Raw genomic sequence first — 18,585 nt, 5'->3', positions numbered from 1 at the left:
GACATGGTTGATAGGCCAGGTGTGGAAGTGCTGCAAGGCATGGAGCTGACTGGTACTAATAGATCGAGGGCTTTACTAGAGAACCAACTTTGTAGGAGCGAAAGCGACGCACAAAGTTGTGTGAATCAGTATGTCGGTTGTAAGAATTTCCACGACCGAAGGGAGTGAAGAAATTCCACAAAACCGACGAACTTAAACTGATTTACGATATGATTGGTATGTAAATCCTAAAACTTGTAAGTTAAGTATTATCTTTCTATGTAGTTTTCAGGGAACACCCTGACAAATTCAGTGACGATGGCTACGAGGAACCACCTGTTCCCATCCCGAACACAGTAGTTAAGCTCGTAAACGCCGAAAGTACTTGGCTGGAAACGGCCTGGGAGGATAGGAAGTCGCTGATTAATAAAAAAAGACACCCAGTAGGGTGTCTTTTTTTATTAATCTGTAAGTTTACATACGAGTAGGTCGCCCTGGGATCCCCAGTGAACCACTTTCATAGGAGCAAAGCGACGCATGAAAGTGTGTGAATCGGGGAGTTCGGCCCGTAAGATTTTCTACGACCGAAGGGAGTAAAGAAAATCCACAGGGCAGAACAGGAAGTTGCAAATGATGATGTACGAGAAGAGCCGTTTCCAGCCAACATATCACTAGTAAAATCTTATAAATTAATAATATAGAGTTTAGGATAATACTTTAAAAAAGATGAATTTCATATTATAATGTATATGATAAAAGGGGATTAAGGAGACTGAGTATGAAAAAACTATATATATTTTTTGCGATAGTTTTCTCTGTATTCTTGTTAGGTTCTTTGAATTCGCAAGCAATGGGGCTATTAGAATCACCTAAACAACCTATTGCATTGTTTATCCAAATGGATCCATCTCATGTTGGTAAGCCATTAGAAACGAGTGAAGAGATATATACAAAAGTAAATGAGAAATTAAAGAGTGTAGGTTATGAGGCTATTACCTTTACAAAGGCCCAAAAAGATCTTAAAGTTTACATTAGAGATAATGACACTAATGATAATCAACGAGATCAGGATAAAGGAGTTATTCTTCGTACTAAAGACCTTAAAGCTTTGGCAGCCAAAGAAGGTACTCGCTATGTGATGGTATTAGCAACTCGTGTTACATCAGCAGAGGAGAAACAAAATTTTTGGACAGGTCTTAGAAAAAATTTGACTATCATGACAAGTGTTACTATTTATGATGCTCAACAAGAGGACTATATTATGGATGAGGAATTCTCCAGCGTAGGTAAAACTAGCGGAAGTTATGATAGAGCATTCCATCGTGCTATAGAAGACACACTTACAAAAATAGACTTAGGTCAATATTTAAAATAATAAATAGTAGTTACCCCTTTTAGTGTAAACACTATTCTACTAAAGTAGAATAGTGTTTTTTATATATAACAATTCTCATTTTTAAAATTGTATATTTATGTATATAGTTTTACCCTATAGTCCTCTATAGTTTATATCCAATTGACTACATAGGAATAAGAATATACAATAGTAGACGTTATTATAGCTTTGTATAGAGCAATAACCAGATGCTGTCTATCAGCATATGTCGATACATATGTAGTAAATATAAAACAAAAATATATATTTATAAAATTAGATATAGATATTATCAATATATTAAATTTATGGATTAATGATCAAAGTATTACAGCGAATAGATATATTTTCACTACATATTACGTAGTATATATTAACCAGCTAGTTATATACATAAAAAATACAGCAGTAAGGGGGAACCAATCATGTACCAGCACGTAACAGATTTAATAGGCTCTACGCCGTTAGTGGCATTGGATGCTTTTGCAAAACTACATCAGTTGAATGGTCGTTTGCTAGGAAAATTAGAATATTTCAACCCATTAGGCAGTGTGAAGGATCGAGTTGCCTACGGAATGATTAAACAGGGCATTGACTCTGGGGTGATACAAAAAGATACGGTGTTGATTGAGCCTACTAGTGGTAATACGGGAATTGGGCTCGCCTTTGTAGCGGCTCAAATGGGGCTTAAGTTAATTCTTGTTATGCCCGATACGATGAGTGTGGAGCGTCAACGCATTGTAAGAGCATTAGGGGCACTAGTGGTACTTTCACCGGGTATTGAAGGGATGAAAGGTAGCATCCGTGTGGCTGAGGAGTTGCAACAAATACATGGCAATGCTTTCATCTTACAACAATTTACTAACCCTGCAAATCCTAACACCCATTATGAGACTACAGGTCCAGAGATTTGGAAGGATACGAATGGTGAAGTAGATGTGTTTATATCCTCTATCGGTACAGGAGGAACGGTGACAGGTGTGGGACGGTTCTTGAAGGAGCAGAACCCTCATGTACAGATTATTGGAGTAGAACCGACTACAGCTGCTGTATTATCTGGCAAAGAGGCAGGTCCTCATGGTATCCAAGGGATTGGAGCAGGATTTATACCAGATGTGTTAGATACTAAGTTGTTAGATAAGATTGTGCCCGTCTCTACGGAGGATGCCTACACATGTACACGATTAATTGCTAAAACAGAAGGATTGTTACTTGGTATTTCTTCGGGGTCTGCCTTACAAGCGGCCATACAAATTGGTCAGGACCCGGCCTATAAAAATAAGAATATTGTTGTTTTACTACCTGATGGTGGGGAGCGCTATTTATCGACAGGTATTTTCGATGCTTGAAGTCTTTTAGCGCATGACTCTTAAGTTTTTATTTATAGAGTTGAGATATATCATATTTTTAGACAGAGGATGCTCTCTATTTCTGAAGGTGGATAGGGAATATTACCAAACTAACTGGTTATAATTAATGGCGTCTAACAATATGATTGCAGTGCTATGGAAGGAATCATGACGATGGAGGGTATATATGAATCAAAAACGATATAGAAACTGGCTCATCGCCATAATAGGTATTGCTTGTATAGGGGTTTTCACGGGATGTATGAAAGAGCCAAAGATAACAGGCAATGAGGTGTATATTACGAATGTATCCTATGATAGTACTCGAGAATTTTATGAAGATTACAATCGCTTATTCCGTGAGCATTATAAGGCGCTAACTGGAAAGAATGTGCATGTCACGCAATCTCATGGTGGTTCTAGTGCACAGGCTAGGTCTATCATTGAAGGTAATGATGCTGATATTGTGTCCTTAGGGTCCTCGCAAGATATTGAAATGCTGAATCGTGTGCACTTACTCGCTGCCGATTGGGAAGCTATGTTCCCAAACCATTCTGCTCCTTATACATCAACTATTGTATTCTTGGTGCGAAAGGGTAATCCCCAACATATACTAGATTGGGAAGATTTAGAACGGTCTGGGATTTCCATCGTAGCTCCAGACCCTAAGAGTTCTAGCGCTGCCTGTTGGATATTCATGGCAGCTTGGGACCACGGACTCAGGGCGTATGGCACAGAAACAGGGGCGAAAGAGTATGTGAAATCTCTTTACGACCATGTGAAAGTCCTAGATGCTGGTGCTCGTAGTGCAGCGACAACTTTTGTAGAAAATAAGCAAGGGGACGTATTATTGATTTGGGAAAATGAAGCCTTGCAAATTGCGAAGAACTATCCAGAACAATATGAGGTGGTGACTCCTAGCACAAGCATCGTTGCAGAGCCGAATGTGGCTATCGTAAAAGGGATTACAGATCGAGATCAAACTACAGAGGTAGCTCGTGATTACATTCAATATTTATATTCCGATGAAGGACAACGTTTGATTGGTTCTTATGGATTTAGACCGTCCAATCCAGCTATTTTACAGGAGTTTTCTTCGACTTTTAACCATAAGATAGAGTTAACGACAATCCATGCCTATGGTGGCTGGGATGCAGTGTATAAGAAGTTTTTTGATGAAGGTGGGGTATTTGATGAAATCTATGGAACATAAATCATCGTGGTTTTCACGAATCATACACCCTACATCGACACGGATCATTCCGGGTATGGGCTTGTCTTTGGGTATCACCATCACCTTATTATCTATCTGTATTATCATTCCCTTAGGGTCAGTCTTTGCCCATGGATTATCCTTGCCTTGGGACACTTGGAAAGTATTGCTTACAAAACCTAATGTAGTAGAAGCGTTTAAAACGAGTCTATTTACAACGGCTATTGCAGCAGCTATCAATGTAATATTTGGCTTTATCTTGGCTTGGGTCTTGGTGCGGTATACATTTCCAGGAAAAGCCTTGCTGAATAGTATGATAGAGCTTCCTTTTGCACTACCAACAGCAGTGGCTGGGATTACCTTATCGAAACTGTATACCGATACAGGGTGGTTTGGAACCATCTTGTCGCAATGGGGGATTCACGTGGCTTACAGTCAAGTTGGGATTATAGTAGCCCTCGTATTTGTAGGGATTCCCTTTGTGGTTCGGTCTTTGGAACCAGTGTTAGAAACATTAGATCCTATTTATGAAGAAGCGGCTTTCATGATGGGAGCTAGCAAATTTAGATTATATCGACAAGTCATTTTTCCTGAATTGTTGCCACCCTTGCTGACTGGTTTTAGTCTCGCCTTTGCTAGAGGGATTGGCGAATATGGTAGTATTATTTACATTTCAGGGAATAGTTTTAAAAATCACACACAGGCTGTATCCTATGTGATTATGCAAAAGTTAAATTATGCCGATTATAGCAGTGCTACGGCTATCGCTATTGTGCTACTAAGCATTTCGTTTTCTATATTATTAGTAGTGAATGTAATTCAGAATCATCACGCAAAACGTATTAAAGGGAGGTAAGAGGACTATGAAAGGACGATACGGTTCTACCTTGTTAATTCTATTAGCTTGGGTATTCATTATTTTTATGCTCCTTATTCCTATGCTTTCAGTAGTGTTTCAATCCTTGTCGTTAGGTTGGCAGTTCTATGTGCAGTCTATTAGTACAATATATGTGATGAAATCCTTAGGACTGACCATGTTAGTGATGACAATCGCTATGTTGGTGAGTGCCATTTTTGGATTGGCAGCGGCTTTTGTGGTATCAAAATTCGATTTTCCTGGTAAAACATTGATATCTACGTTGGCAGATATACCCTTTTCCGTATCTCCCGTTATAGCGGGCTTAGCGTTTCTACTCACCTTTGGTAGATTGGGGTGGTTAGGTCCGTATATCAATCAGTTGAATGCATGGACAGGATTAGATATTCGTATCGTTTTCGCTATACCAGGGGTTATCTTGGTGACTGTATTCATGACTATGCCCTTTGTATTCCGTGAAATCCTGCCAGTCTTATTGAATCAAGGTCGAGAAGAAGAGGAAGCCGCGGCTTTGATGGGAGCTTCTGGATGGCGTATTTTTAAGGATATCACTTTTCCTCATATTAAGTGGCCTTTGCTGTATGGGATTATCTTGTGCGGTGCCCGGGCTATGGGTGAGTTTGGTGCTGTGGCAGCTGTATCTAAGTCGAGGGGATCTACGTTTACCTTGCCATTAGAAATCGACGCTCTTTATATGTCTGGTACTGAAAGTGCCGTGGTAGCATCCTTTAGTGTGTCGTCGGTGCTGATTCTATTGGCTTTCATCATGATTGGTTTGCGCACCTATGCAGCGCATAAAGCTAGCTATCGATAAAGCAAGTTAATGATAGAGCGAGGCACCGGAGAGGAAAGTCAATGATACCGTAGGTCAAGAGTAGTCAACGATACGAATTGTCATCGATACAGGTAGAGGGAGGAAATGCATGTACGTTAGTTTATCGAATATATATAAAAATTATGGGGACTTTCAGGCGTCGAAAGATGTGTCCTTGTCTATTGAGAAGGGCAGCTTGGTAGCCCTCTTAGGACCTAGTGGAAGTGGGAAGACGACTATACTGCGGATGATTGCTGGTTTAGAAACACCTGATGAAGGCGATATTTATATCAATGGTACACGGGTCAATACTGTGGCACCTGCAGACAGAGGGATTGGTTTTTTGTTTCAAAGTTATGCCTTGTTTCGCTATATGACGGTGTTTGATAATATTGCCTTTGGATTGACCGTGAAGAAAGTGGGCAAGGAGGAAATTCATCATCGTGTGACGGAGCTCATCGATCTCATCGGACTTAGTGGACTAGAAGATAGATATCCGAGCCAATTATCTGGGGGACAACGACAACGGGTTGCTTTTGCCAGAGCGCTGGCACCGAATCCAGATGTATTGCTTTTAGACGAACCTTTCGCAGCCATCGATGCGAAGGTAAAGGAAGAACTTCGCATGTGGTTGCGTCATACGATTCAGCAAATTGGGATTACTACCATCTTTGTCACGCACGACCAAGAGGAGGCCTTAGAAATGGCAGATCAAATTGTGGTGACTAACAAAGGTCGTATTGAACAAGTGGGAACGCCTCAGGAGATTTACTGTAATCCTAAGACTCCTTTTGTGGCAAAGTTCTTAGGTAAGTCTTCTGTTGTAGAAGGGTATGACGTGTTAAAAGGCTTTCAGAAAATCAACAATGTAAAAGAAGCCTTAATTCGACCAGAATATATCAGCATTCATCCCCAAGGATCATTGCACCGCTATCGTAGCGTGGTGGAACTAGGTCACATTGAACATATTTTGTTCAAAGGCAATCGCTTGGAAGTGACGGTTTGCGTTGGTGAGTTAGTGTTGGTGGCGAATCATACCATCGATGGACATGCTTTCAAAGTAGGTGATGCGGTGGATGTGTTGATTTCAAGGATTTGTATTTACGATGAGACCGACACGTATCTAGTAGAAAACGAAGGTATGAATACAAGTAGCTTGTTCTATATTTAGAAATCTATTAGGTATGGTAGTAATGAAGATAGATGATATTAGTTAGCTATCTGTAGTGTAGGATACAAGGATGTCAGGACATATATATCAAATGCGTATGAAATGATTAGAAGGTATAGCGGATATGGAAATAACTACTAGTATATTTTAGAAGGTATAGATAGAACAGAAACAATATATACAAGGGTATATACACAGGAAAGAAAGGGTGTATAGGATGTTAGGAAAGAAAGAGCGACTGCGTACAGATGTGCTGATTATCGGCGGAGGGACGGCCGGTTGTTATGCAGCGTTAACGATAGGAAAAGCCAGCGATGCTCGCATCATTGTGGCAGAAAAGGCATATATTAAACGAAGTGGCTGTTTGGCAGCAGGGGTAAATGCTATTAATTGTTATATTTTGCCAAATCGTACAGTCCAAGATTACGTGGATTATGCCACGAAGGATGCGGAGGGCATTGTGCGAGATGACTTGTTGCGTACGATGTGCGAACGAGTGAATGGAACAGTCCATGAGCTAGAACGATTAGGGTTGGTGATTTTGAAAGATGACCAAGGTAATTACGTAGCTCGTGGGAATCGAAACATCAAAATTAATGGTGAAAATATTAAGCCTATTTTGGCCAGTGCTGTGGAATCGTTGGAGAATTGTCAAATTATCAATCAGTTGGTCATCACCGACTATATTGTGAAAGATAATCGTATCTATGGAGCTATGGGCTTTCATAAGGAGACGGGTACCATCTATGAGATTGAAGCGACATATGTGATTTGTGCTACTGGCGGTGCTTCTGGTATTTATAAGCCGAATAATCCGGGGTTCTCCCGTCATAAAATGTGGTATTCCCCGTTTAATACAGGAGCAGGCTATGCTATGGGTATCTTGCAAGGGGCGGAGATGACCACCTTAGAGATGCGGTTCATTGCCCTTCGTTGTAAAGATACTATCGCACCTACCGGGACTATCGCCCAAGGGGTAGGAGCGAAACAAATCAATGGTCTTGGCGAGAACTATGAAAGTGTATATGGTATCACTACTTCGCAACGCGTATACGGTACCGTACAGGAACAGGTGGAAGGCAGAGGGCCGTGCTATTTAGGGACGAAGGGGATTTCTCCAGACCAAGAGCAAGATTTGCTGAAAGCCTACCTCAACATGGCACCAAGCCAAACGTTGCGTTGGGTAGAACGTGGTCATGGTCCAGCTACAGAAAATGTAGAAATTGAAGGTACAGAACCTTATATTGTAGGAGGTCATACGGCGAGTGGTTACTGGGTTGATACCCATCGAGAAACGACCATCACTAACCTATTTGCTGCCGGTGATGTAGCAGGAGGAGCACCTCAAAAATATGTCACAGGAGCCTTAGCAGAAGGAGAAATTGCAGGAGATGAGATTGTACGACGATACCAAGATCAAGGTGAAGTACCGTCTGTAGAACGGGAAGCGTGGTATAAGGAAACAATTGATGCTATCGTGAAACGATATACTGTGCAAATTGGTAGTAATGATGATTTTACACAAACCAGATCTAACGATAGTGTTGTACAAAACAGCACGAACATTGGCGCCGAACTAGTCCACACTAATGATGGTGCTGTACTGGCTAGCGAGAGTTCTGCATTAGCACGTATTGAAGCACAGGAACAACGATTGCAGGACATCATGGATGTCTATGCCGGGGGTATTAGCGAAGCCTACAGATACACAGAGGAAAGCTTAGGTGTGGCGAAATCAAAATTGCAAGCTTTAGCCAAAGATGTAGAACAATTACAAGCCAATACGTTACATGAATTGTCCTACCTCTATGAATTGCGAGATCGCATTGTGGTAGCACAAGCTTTAGTAGCGCATTTAGGAGGGCGTAAGGAAACCCGTTGGCATAGCTTTGGAGAACATGGTGATTACCCGAATTGTAGTAATGAGGGATTGGTGTATGTAAATTCCATATATAAGGATGGAGAATTTCAGGTCTTTCAACGGCCACTAGTGGAAAAGGGGGATACTTATGAGCATACAAATTAATAAGGATACTTGCATCGGTTGTGGTAGGTGCCAACAAGTATGCCCAGGGACGTTGATCTACAAAGATGAGGCGAGGAAAGCCTACATTGCCTATCCCTCTGATTGTTGGGGCTGCGTGTCTTGTGTGAAAGAGTGCCCGGTAGGAGCCATTTCCTTTTTCCTAGGAGAGGATATGGGTGGTAAAGGTGCTACTATGGTGGTGCGTACAGAAGATCATTTGTTACATTGGGATATTACGAAAGTAGATGGAACTGTACAGCGAATTACGGTCAATGCAAAAGAAAGTAATGCCTATTAAGGAGGTTAATATGAGTCAATTCTCTCATTTAGATGAATTAGAAGCGGAAGCTATATATATTATTCGCGAGGTAGCCGCACAATGTGAAAACCCAGTGATGCTATACTCTATTGGGAAAGATAGTTCGGTGATGCTGCATTTAGCAATGAAAGCCTTTTATCCAGCAAAACCACCGTTCCCATTTTTACATGTGAACACCACTTGGAAGTTCAAAGAGATGATTGAGTTTCGTGACAATGTGGCAAAGAAACTAGGTATTGAAATGCTAGAGTACATCAATCAGGACGGAGTAGATCGTGGTATTAATCCATTCGACTCTGGTGCAGCCTACACAGATATTATGAAAACACAAGCTTTAAAACAAGCGTTAGATAAATACGGCTTTGATGCAGCCTTTGGGGGCGGTCGTAGAGATGAAGAAAAATCCCGTGCCAAGGAACGTATTTTTTCTTTCAGAAATGAACAACATGCGTGGGATCCAAAGAACCAACGTCCGGAAATGTGGAAACTATTTAATACAAAAATCAACAAAGGGGAAAGCATGCGTGTATTCCCAATCTCTAACTGGACAGAAACAGATATTTGGCAATATATCAAACGGGAAAATATCGACATTGTGCCATTGTACTTTGCAGCAGAACGACCTGTAGTAGAGCGAGATGGAAACTTAATCATGGTCGATGATGAACGATTCCGCTTGCGCGAGGGCGAAACGGTAGAGAATAAATTAGTGCGATTCCGCACCTTAGGATGCTATCCATTAACAGGTGGTATTGAATCGAATGCAACTACCTTAGATGAAATCATCGAAGAAACATTGAGTGCCGTATCCTCTGAACGAACTACACGGGTCATCGACAGTGAAGCGGCAGGTAGCATGGAACGACGTAAACGGGAGGGCTATTTCTAATGAAAAGTTTATTGAAATTCATTACATGTGGCAGTGTAGATGACGGAAAATCTACATTGATTGGACATATCTTATACGATTCCAAATTATTATATGCAGACCAAAAGGAAGCCCTTGAATTAGAAAGTAAGGTAGGTAGCCGTGGAGGCAAAATTGACTATTCCTTGTTGCTAGACGGTTTGATGGCAGAGCGTGAGCAAGGTATCACTATTGACGTGGCATACCGTTATTTTACAACGGACCACCGCAGCTTTATCGTGGCGGACACACCAGGTCATGAAGAATATACGCGCAATATGGCGGTAGGGGCCTCCTTTGCAGATTTGGCAATCATTCTAGTGGATGCGAAGCAAGGTGTGTTGGTGCAAACCCGTCGTCATGCTCGTATCTGTGCCTTAATGGGTATCCAACATTTCATCTTTGCAGTGAATAAAATGGATCTAGTGGACTATAGTGAAAGTCGCTTCCAAGATATCCAAGCAGATATCCAAGCATTACAACAAGAATTACAATTAGCGAACATTGCTATCATCCCTGTATCCGCTACAGAGGGAGATAATATTACCGTTCATTCTCCACACATGCCTTGGTATAAGGGGAATACCTTACTCGGCCATTTAGAAACAGTGGATATCCAAGCCTTTGAAGAAGAAGGTTTTTATTTACCAGTACAACGTGTATCTCGTCCGGACCATACGTTTAGAGGATTCCAAGGCCAAGTAGAAAGCGGTACTCTTCGTGTGAATGACACAGTGTGCGTATTGCCAAGCGGAGAAACGGCAGTGGTGAAATCTTTAATTCGAGGATTTGACTCTGTTGAGGAAATTCATACAGGGGAAGCGGTGACTATCCAATTAGACCGTGAAGTAGACGTATCTCGTGGTTGCGTTATTGTGAATAACACAGAGTTACAGGTTAGCGCAAAACTAGAAACGACGTTACTATGGATGGATGACACCACCTTACAAGAAGGTAGAGAATACCTTATCATGGCAGGTACAAAACTAGTATCTGGGGTAGTGAGCAAAATCCGGTATGCTGTCGATGTGAACACGGGAGATCATGTGGAACGTGATAGATTGAGCAAAAATGAAATTGCTCGTTGCGTATTGACTTTGCAAGAGCCAATTGTGGTAGATACTTTTACGAAGCATAAGACATTGGGCGAGTTCATCCTTATCGACCGTGTCAGTCATATGACGGCAGCCTGCGGTGTTATCCAAGATACCCTCGATAAAGGAGAAGAGCTATATACATTTATCGGGGATTCCGTTCATGGTCGTGGTGATATTTTTGAAGAGTTCTATTACGATGTGGAAGGGTTGACAGTAGATAAAGTAAGACCTGAATGTGCCACATACCATGTGGGAGATACGATTCCGCTTACAGGAGATAGTTACCAATATCCAAGTACATTCGATATCTTAATTTTACGTGACAAAGTCTATATTTCCGTACGAGATGGTGTGATCACAGCCATTGCTCCATTGCGTGAGTATACCTACCAAGGGGTGCCATTACTAAACGGTCGTGGCTTTGGTATTCAAGTGCAATCTGCAGAAGAATACTCCAGGTTTATAGCAGATATTGAGGCATCCAAGAATCTTAATGAGACATTCGCTAAATGGTTGACTTTCACAAGTTATCGTCATATTGCTTTCAAACAATAAAATATTGTAACCACCTAGACATAACATAGGCTGCCTATTGTCCTAAACCTATCTACAAGGTATAATGAAGTAGATTATAATACGAAGTAACAATTGTACTTACGTAGAGAGGAAACTAAAAATAAGATGAAACAAGTTATGATCAGTACGGACCATATGAGTCATGTATACCAAGACGAAATGGGCCGTGAGGTACATGCCTTGCAGGATGTGAGTGTTCACATTCATGAAGGTGAGTTTGTCAGCATTATCGGGACAAATGGGAGTGGTAAAAGTACGCTTGCTAAACATTTTAATGTCCTATTGCAACCTACATCTGGTACCGTTACCGTTTTAGGAATGGATACAAAAGAAGAGCATTTAATTTGGAATATTCGCCAAAATGTGGGCATGGTATTTCAAAATCCAGATAACCAAATCGTGGCAGCCATTGTGGAAGAAGACGTGGCCTTTGGTCCAGAAAACTTAGGGGTTCCAGCTCCTGAAATTCGAGAACGTGTGGATGCCGCATTAGCAGCTGTGAATATGTCAGACTATGCGTTACATGGACCTCATCTATTATCAGGTGGACAAAAGCAACGCATCGCCATTGCCGGTGTATTAGCGATGAAACCTAAATGTATCATTTTAGATGAGCCAACAGCTATGCTTGATCCAAAAGGGCGCAAAGAAGTTATGGATACGGTGTACCGTCTTAATAAGGAAGAGGGTATCACTATCGTATATATTACGCACTTTATGGAAGAAGCAGCCTTGGCTGATCGCATTATTGTGATGAAACAAGGTAAGGTCATCGATGAAGGGGCACCGAAAGATGTGTTTATGAATGTAGACACCTTAAAAGGCCTCGGTCTAGATGTGCCAGTGCCATCAGAAATTGCAGTGCGCTTACAAGAAAAAGGGGTACCTATGCCAAATGGCATTACCACCAATGAAGAATTAGGGGAGGCCATATGTCAATTCAATTAGAACATGTAACCTACACCTATGGACAGGGGACACCTTTTGAAAAAACAGCCTTGCATGATGTGAACTTGACCATTCACGAAGGTGAGTTTGTAGGCATCATCGGTCATACAGGGTCTGGTAAATCCACCTTAGTTCAACATTTAAATGGTTTATTGCATCCTACCTCAGGTACCGTAACAGTCAATGGGGTGGACCTAGTAGGTAAAACAGAAACAGTCAAACAAACACGTCATAAAGTGGGTATGGTATTTCAATACCCAGAGCATCAACTCTTCGAGGAAACCATTGCCAAAGACATTGCCTTTGGCCCTAAAAATCTGGGCTTTGATGAGGCGGAAGTAGATCGCCGTGTGCGAGAAGCTATGCAATTTGTAGGCTTAGATTATGACACCTATACAGAGCGGTCTCCCTTCCATTTGTCGGGTGGACAAATGCGCCGTGTGGCCATTGCAGGGGTCATTGCCTTAGACCCAGATTATTTAATCCTCGACGAGCCTTCTGCAGGGTTGGATCCATTTGGACGAGAAGAAATCTTTGGAGAAATTGTAAAATTGCACAAGGAAAAAGGTATTACTGTTATCCTTGTATCTCATAATATGGAAGATATTTCTCGTATGGCGAACCGATTGATTGTGATGCATCAAGGGCAAGTCTTATTGGATGGGAACCCTATTGAGATTTTCCATAATGACCGTGAACAATTACAATCGGCTGGCGTGGATGTACCGCCATTGTCGCAAACTTTGCAAGCTTTGGCAGAACGAAACATTCCAGTGAATATCGACCGTGTTCATGTTCATGAGGCAGTAGCAGATATTTACGAGTATCTCAAGGAGGTGCACCATGCTAAGTAATATTACCATCGGTCAGTACTTTCCAGGGGATTCTTTACTCCACCGCATGGATCCACGGGCTAAGATTATAGCCACTATGATCTTCATCATTGCAATCTTCTTTGCAGATAGTTTGGTGACTTATAGCATTGTGGCGGCCTTCACTTTCGGGTGCTTAGGCTTGTCTCGCTTGCCAGTGCGATTGGTGTGGCTATCCATTAAACCATTGTGGATCATCATCGTATTCACCTTGGCTATTCACGTATTTACCACACCGGGAGAATACCTATTTACCTATGGTTGGTTACACATCAGTCGAGAAGGCCTTAATTTGGGCGGTCTCATGGCGGGTCGATTGATTTTCTTAATCGTGTTCTCTTCCTTGTTGACGTATACTACGTCCCCTATCCGATTGACAGACGGTATTGAAAGACTTCTAAATCCATGGAAACGTGTTGGTGTGCCAGCCCATGAATTGGCTATGATGATGACCATTGCTTTACGATTTATTCCGACCTTGTTAGAGGAAACGGATCGCATTATGAAAGCCCAAGAATCCCGTGGTGCTGACTTTACTACAGGCTCCTTACTAAAACGAGCTAAAAATATGGTGCCTTTACTAGTGCCATTGTTTATTAGTGCCTTCCGCCGTGCCGATGAATTGGCAGTGGCCATGGAGTCTCGTTGTTACCGAGGTGGAGAGGGTCGGACCCGTTTGAAAGAACTACAATATAGTTCATTAGATACATACGGTGTTGGAGCCGTTGTCTTGGTGAGTATTGTGCTAGCTGTATTGCGCTGGGGATTTGGTATATGACAAGAACGATACAGCTTATCGTTGCCTATGATGGAACAGATCTCTGTGGGTATCAGCGGCAACAGAATGGGCCTACCGTGCAAGGCTATCTAGAAGAGGCTTTATCTAAGGTGTGCAATGAACCTATTACGATTTACGGATCCTCTCGGACGGATGCAGGGGTCCATGCTAGAGGGCAAGTAGTGGCTTTCACTACGACCGGCAAGATTCCCGTAGACAATCTGATGCGTGCTCTCATTGCTCATATGCCACCGTATATCGTAGTCCGTGAGGCACAGGAGCTGTCAGCGGATTGGAATCCACGGAACTATGTGAAAGGGAAGGAATATATCTATACTATTCACAATGATGCTGTGGTAGACCCACTACAATTGCGCTATGCCTACCATGTGCGTAAATCTTTGGATATAGAAGTCATGAAGCGAGCGGCACAAGCCCTAGAAGGGACACATAATTTTAGTACTTTCAAAGGCCATAATACGACGGTACAAGATCCAGTGAAAACCATGTATGCTGTGAAAGTTATCCAAGAGGGAACGACTGTCAGAATACATGTCCTCGGAGATGGATTTGTGTATCATATGGTGCGGAATATGGCGGGATTCTTGGTAGATGTAGGCTTAGGCCGCTTTCACCCAGAGGACGTGCCACGCATCATTGCTGGTGAGAATAGACAATTAATCGGGAAAACAGCACCTGCCCATGGACTGTGTTTAGATACGGTGTTTACCGATGATGCTAGATTACAAGAGCGAGTGCAGTGCATAGCGAACCTATAGGCATATATACATGTATGTATAAGGAGTACAGGAAGTGACTAGATGTACTTAGGGTTATGAGCGATTTTGGTAGTTTACTATGAAAGTTGAAGAATGGGTACAAGTGGTTATGTAATTGCTATGGACTATAATATTTGTTAGTATATAAGCATAGCCCTACGATAGGGCGTACGATGTAGGAGGTTATCATGAAAGAAGACGGAATCCACACGCATATTGCCATTAAAATGCCAGAATACATTATCGATGTAGATGAGTTGGTGAATGACCCAGTGAATCGTCGCAAATTGGCGAGATTCATTATGAAACGCCATTTAGATATGGACAAAATTATTGAAGAATTTGTGAATAATCCAGAGAACGAAGCAGAGTTAATGCGTTTTGCCGCATCTGTGGTATTCTCTAAAACAGGTCGCGATATGAACGAATATGGTGATGATGTATTACCATTGTTCTTTGAAGAAGCAGTGTATGAAGACGATATGCTGTAATTTACCTTCTAGTTATTTTAAAACAATTTTAAAGTTCAATAATCATAGTATGTAACGAGTTCCATGGCTATTCAAAACAACTCATTATGCCCTATAATTCGGATGTTGTAGAATAGGTCAATAAACATAACAAAAGGACTGTAACACATGTATTGGGTACATGTAGTACAGTCCTTTTTAATAACTTTACAAAGTACGTATTCAATTATTCAAAGAATATATATTTAGCCAATACGATAGCTCCTAGTACGTACATAAACCAGTGTACATCTTTATGACGGCCAGTGATCAATTTCATCAACGGATACACGATGAGACCTGCTGCTACACCGTTGGCAATGCTATATGTAAATGGCATTAATACGATAACTAAGTAGGCAGGGAATCCTTCTGTCCAGTCGGAGAAATTAATTTCACGGATGGCTTCCATCATCAAAGCACCTACTAAGATAAGTACAGGTGCTGTAGCTGCATTGGGAACTAGCGCGATTAAAGGAGCAAAGAATAAGCAAAGGATGAACATGATACCACAAGTGACAGCAGTGAGGCCTGTACGACCACCAGCACCAACACCAGCGGCACTTTCAACGAAGGCTGTGATAGTACTAGAACCAAGCATAGCACCAAAGCTTACACCGAGGGAATCCACAATCATCGCTTTGCCAAGACCTGGGAATTCGCCTTTTTTAGGATCCGCAATACCGGCTTTAGAAGCGGTAGCAATTAAGGTGCCCATGGAGTCGAATAATTCAACAAAGGTGAAAGAGAAAATAATTGTTACAAGGCCTACATGGAACGCTGAAGAAATATCTAAATCCATGAAAGCAATTTTACTAAAATCAGGAATAGCCATAACACTAAAAGTATCTGGTAAGCTAGCGATGCCGGTAGCATAGGCTAAAATGGAGGTAACAATAACACCAATTAATAGGGAACCTGTTACACGACGCGCCATCAAAGCCGCAGAGAAGAACAAAGAGAACAGAGATAAGAGCACTTCTGGATTGCCTAAGTTACCTAATGTCAATAAGGTTTCTGATGCGGCAGGAGCCCCATGACCTTTGGCAGTCACAATATCATTTAATGTACCAGGTTGTAAGGATAAAGCGATGGTCATAAGACCAGATAGTTTTAAACCAATGATACAAATGAATAAACCAATACCTACTGTAATGGCGATTTTTAAAGAAGAAGGAATGGCCTCAATGATGAGTTGACGAATTTTTGTCAATGTCAGTACAAGGAATACAAGACCAGAAATAAATACAGCACCTAATGCAGTTTGCCAGGTCAATCCCATACCGAGAACAACGGTGAAAGAATAGAAAGCAAGCAGACCAACGCCAGGTGCTAAGGCGATAGGATAATTAACAAATAGGCCCATGGTAATAGTGACTAAACCGCCCCCTAAGGCTGTAGCAATTAATACGGCATCTTTATCCATACCCGCTAAGCTTAGCAAGTTAGGTGCTAACAGCAAAATGTATGCCATGGTAATGAAAGTAGTGAGCCCTGCAAGGACTTCTGTACGGATCGTAGTGTTTCGCTCTTTCAGTGCGAATACTCGTTCTAACATGGTGGACCTCCTATGTAATTAAATAAAAGTTCTCTTTTATTGTAGCATAGACTTATTAGTTAGGATAGAGTTTTTGACATAATATATTCAAAAAAATTATAAAAGACAGATAATCATATAATAAAATCTAATAAGTCAGCTAAAAGTATTCTAAGAGTAGATAATGGTTTTCAATATGTGTAAACTTGCATAAGAGTGTTGTATACATGCGTATAATGGGTGGTAGGTATGCATTTTGTGTACCCAATATGTACATAATCTATATAGACAAATTTCGTTGTTATAGATATAATAGAAAAAGAAATAAATCCTACTTGTGAAGAGGTATTACTTATGAAAATTTCTACTAAAGGTCGATACGCCCTACGCGTGTTAGTGGACTTAGCAGAACATAGCGTAGATCGCAATGTTTCTATCCGCGAAATGGCGGCTCGTCAAAACATTTCTGATAAATATTTAGAAGGTATTGTAGCACGATTAGGGGCTGCAGGCTATGTAAAAAGTGTGCGTGGTAAATACGGTGGCTACCAGTTAACGAAGGAGCCAAAAGACTATACAGTTTATGATATTCTAGCGGCTACTGAAGACTCCATTGCCGTTGTGGCTTGTTTAGAGGAAGAAGTGAACACATGTCCAATGAGCAAAGGATGCCGTACATTACCATTATGGGAGCATTTACAGAATCATTTACGAGAGTATATGCAAAGTTTAACATTGCAGGATGTTATTGATCGACATTTTTCAGTGTAAGTTTTAAAAGAGTGGGGAATTTAACGTGAAAAAAGAGAAGGAAAAATTAGATGTAGAAGCCCATATAGGGTTTCCTTTGTATGCAGCAACGAAAGAAGTATTTCGGGCTTGCCAACCAGAATTGACTAAGTTTGGATTGACCTATACACAATATTTAGCTATGTCAGTTATTTGGGAATTGAAAACTGTGAACTTAAAAGCGATTGGGGAACGGCTTTTCTTGGATTCTGGTACATTAACACCATTGTTACGAAAACTAGAGTTAAAAGGCTTAATCTTGCGTGAACGATTAAAAAATGATGAACGTTCTATGGTGATTACCTTAACGGCTAAAGGCCAATCTCTACAGAAAAAGGTTCGCCATATTCCTGGATTGATTGAATCGACAATTGGGTTAAAACCAGAGGAAATGCGAGTTTTACAAGGCTTGCTGCTCAAAGTGCTACACAATGTAAAAGGCTATACAATCTAATAAGATTGATTTGTAAGGTGAGGGGGCTGTAACAAAATGTACTTTTTTACATTTTCGTTACGGTCCCTTTTGCATGCAGAAACTACCAAGCTTCTTGAGATAATACTATCACAAGATATCTTGGTAGTTTTTCCGTTTTTAGGCGCACTTAAATAAGCCTATGTAAATGGCTTGTTTTCTAGGCTTACGCAATTTCTTTTTGGCAGAATAATGAGG

The 18,585-nt window shown here is 41.2% G+C and carries 18 protein-coding genes and 1 rRNA gene; 18 read left to right on the top strand and 1 reads right to left on the bottom strand.

Features of this window, described 5'->3' with window-relative positions; translation table 11 throughout:
* The first annotated feature begins 287 nt into the window (after positions 1-287).
* The 16 genes from rrf to EO117_RS08105 all read left to right on the top strand — a co-directional run bounded on the left by rrf (position 288) and on the right by EO117_RS08105 (position 15,571).
* Positions 288-404: ribosomal RNA gene (gene rrf, locus EO117_RS08180) — 5S ribosomal RNA — on the top strand.
* Between the two features lie 353 nt (positions 405-757).
* Positions 758-1,354, top strand: a complete 597-nt coding sequence (locus EO117_RS08175; protein ID WP_126939978.1) for a hypothetical protein — start codon at positions 758-760, stop codon at positions 1,352-1,354.
* A gap of 425 nt (positions 1,355-1,779) precedes the next feature.
* Positions 1,780-2,703, top strand: coding sequence for a cysteine synthase A (gene cysK / locus EO117_RS08170; protein WP_126939977.1), 924 nt, complete (start codon positions 1,780-1,782; stop codon positions 2,701-2,703).
* 187 nt (positions 2,704-2,890) lie between these two features.
* Positions 2,891-3,916: a sulfate ABC transporter substrate-binding protein gene (locus tag EO117_RS08165; protein ID WP_126939976.1), complete on the top strand. Its 1,026-nt coding sequence runs from the start codon at positions 2,891-2,893 to the stop codon at positions 3,914-3,916.
* Positions 3,897-4,772 carry a sulfate ABC transporter permease subunit CysT gene (cysT, locus tag EO117_RS08160; RefSeq protein WP_240632610.1) on the top strand — a complete coding sequence of 292 codons (876 nt, stop codon included), beginning with the start codon at positions 3,897-3,899 and terminating at the stop codon, positions 4,770-4,772. The genes EO117_RS08165 and cysT overlap by 20 nt, the downstream gene beginning before the upstream one ends.
* 7 nt (positions 4,773-4,779) lie before the next feature.
* Positions 4,780-5,607, top strand: a complete 828-nt coding sequence (locus EO117_RS08155) for a sulfate ABC transporter permease (RefSeq protein ID WP_126939975.1) — start codon at positions 4,780-4,782, stop codon at positions 5,605-5,607.
* Between the two features lie 109 nt (positions 5,608-5,716).
* Complete coding sequence (locus EO117_RS08150) at positions 5,717-6,778, top strand: ABC transporter ATP-binding protein (RefSeq protein ID WP_126939974.1); 1,062 nt, start codon at positions 5,717-5,719, stop codon at positions 6,776-6,778.
* 217 nt (positions 6,779-6,995) lie between these two features.
* Positions 6,996-8,804: an adenylyl-sulfate reductase subunit alpha gene (locus EO117_RS08145; RefSeq protein ID WP_126939973.1), complete on the top strand. Its 1,809-nt coding sequence runs from the start codon at positions 6,996-6,998 to the stop codon at positions 8,802-8,804.
* Positions 8,788-9,102, top strand: a complete 315-nt coding sequence (locus EO117_RS08140) for a ferredoxin family protein (protein WP_126939972.1) — start codon at positions 8,788-8,790, stop codon at positions 9,100-9,102. The genes EO117_RS08145 and EO117_RS08140 overlap by 17 nt, the downstream gene beginning before the upstream one ends.
* A gap of 10 nt (positions 9,103-9,112) precedes the next feature.
* The gene (gene cysD / locus EO117_RS08135) at positions 9,113-10,012 is read left to right on the top strand and encodes a sulfate adenylyltransferase subunit CysD (RefSeq protein WP_126939971.1); all 900 of its coding nucleotides are present in this window, start codon (positions 9,113-9,115) and stop codon (positions 10,010-10,012) included.
* Positions 10,012-11,682 (top strand): sulfate adenylyltransferase subunit 1, encoded by a 1,671-nt coding sequence (locus EO117_RS08130; RefSeq protein WP_126939970.1) that lies wholly within the window; start codon positions 10,012-10,014, stop codon positions 11,680-11,682. The genes cysD and EO117_RS08130 overlap by 1 nt, the downstream gene beginning before the upstream one ends.
* Positions 11,683-11,808: 126 nt before the next feature.
* Positions 11,809-12,651, top strand: a complete 843-nt coding sequence (locus EO117_RS08125; protein WP_126939969.1) for an energy-coupling factor transporter ATPase — start codon at positions 11,809-11,811, stop codon at positions 12,649-12,651.
* Complete coding sequence (locus EO117_RS08120) at positions 12,636-13,505, top strand: energy-coupling factor transporter ATPase (protein WP_126939968.1); 870 nt, start codon at positions 12,636-12,638, stop codon at positions 13,503-13,505. Before EO117_RS08125 ends, EO117_RS08120 begins: the two co-directional genes overlap by 16 nt.
* Complete coding sequence (locus EO117_RS08115) at positions 13,495-14,301, top strand: energy-coupling factor transporter transmembrane protein EcfT (RefSeq protein WP_126939967.1); 807 nt, start codon at positions 13,495-13,497, stop codon at positions 14,299-14,301. The genes EO117_RS08120 and EO117_RS08115 overlap by 11 nt, the downstream gene beginning before the upstream one ends.
* Positions 14,298-15,080, top strand: a complete 783-nt coding sequence (gene truA, locus EO117_RS08110; protein ID WP_126939966.1) for a tRNA pseudouridine(38-40) synthase TruA — start codon at positions 14,298-14,300, stop codon at positions 15,078-15,080. Before EO117_RS08115 ends, truA begins: the two co-directional genes overlap by 4 nt.
* A 188-nt stretch (positions 15,081-15,268) precedes the next feature.
* Complete coding sequence (locus EO117_RS08105; RefSeq protein ID WP_126939965.1) at positions 15,269-15,571, top strand: hypothetical protein; 303 nt, start codon at positions 15,269-15,271, stop codon at positions 15,569-15,571.
* Positions 15,572-15,776: 205 nt separating this feature from the next.
* Here EO117_RS08105 and EO117_RS08100 read toward each other — a convergent pair whose 3' ends face one another.
* On the bottom strand, positions 15,777-17,147 hold the full coding sequence (locus EO117_RS08100) for an NCS2 family permease (RefSeq protein ID WP_126939964.1): 1,371 nt from the start codon (positions 17,145-17,147) through the stop codon (positions 15,777-15,779).
* A gap of 333 nt (positions 17,148-17,480) precedes the next feature.
* On the opposite strand from EO117_RS08100, the gene EO117_RS08095 reads away from it, so the two are divergent.
* A complete protein-coding gene (locus tag EO117_RS08095) occupies positions 17,481-17,897 on the top strand; it encodes an Rrf2 family transcriptional regulator (RefSeq protein ID WP_126939963.1) in 417 nt (138 codons plus the stop codon).
* Between the two features lie 25 nt (positions 17,898-17,922).
* Positions 17,923-18,369: a MarR family winged helix-turn-helix transcriptional regulator gene (locus EO117_RS08090; RefSeq protein WP_126939962.1), complete on the top strand. Its 447-nt coding sequence runs from the start codon at positions 17,923-17,925 to the stop codon at positions 18,367-18,369.
* The last annotated feature ends 216 nt before the right edge of the window (positions 18,370-18,585 follow it).

The sequence above is a fragment of the Veillonella sp. VA142 genome, assembly GCF_003992135.1.
Taxonomy (GTDB): Bacteria; Bacillota; Negativicutes; order Veillonellales; family Veillonellaceae; genus F0422.
This window is presented reverse-complemented; position numbering and strand designations above follow the sequence as displayed.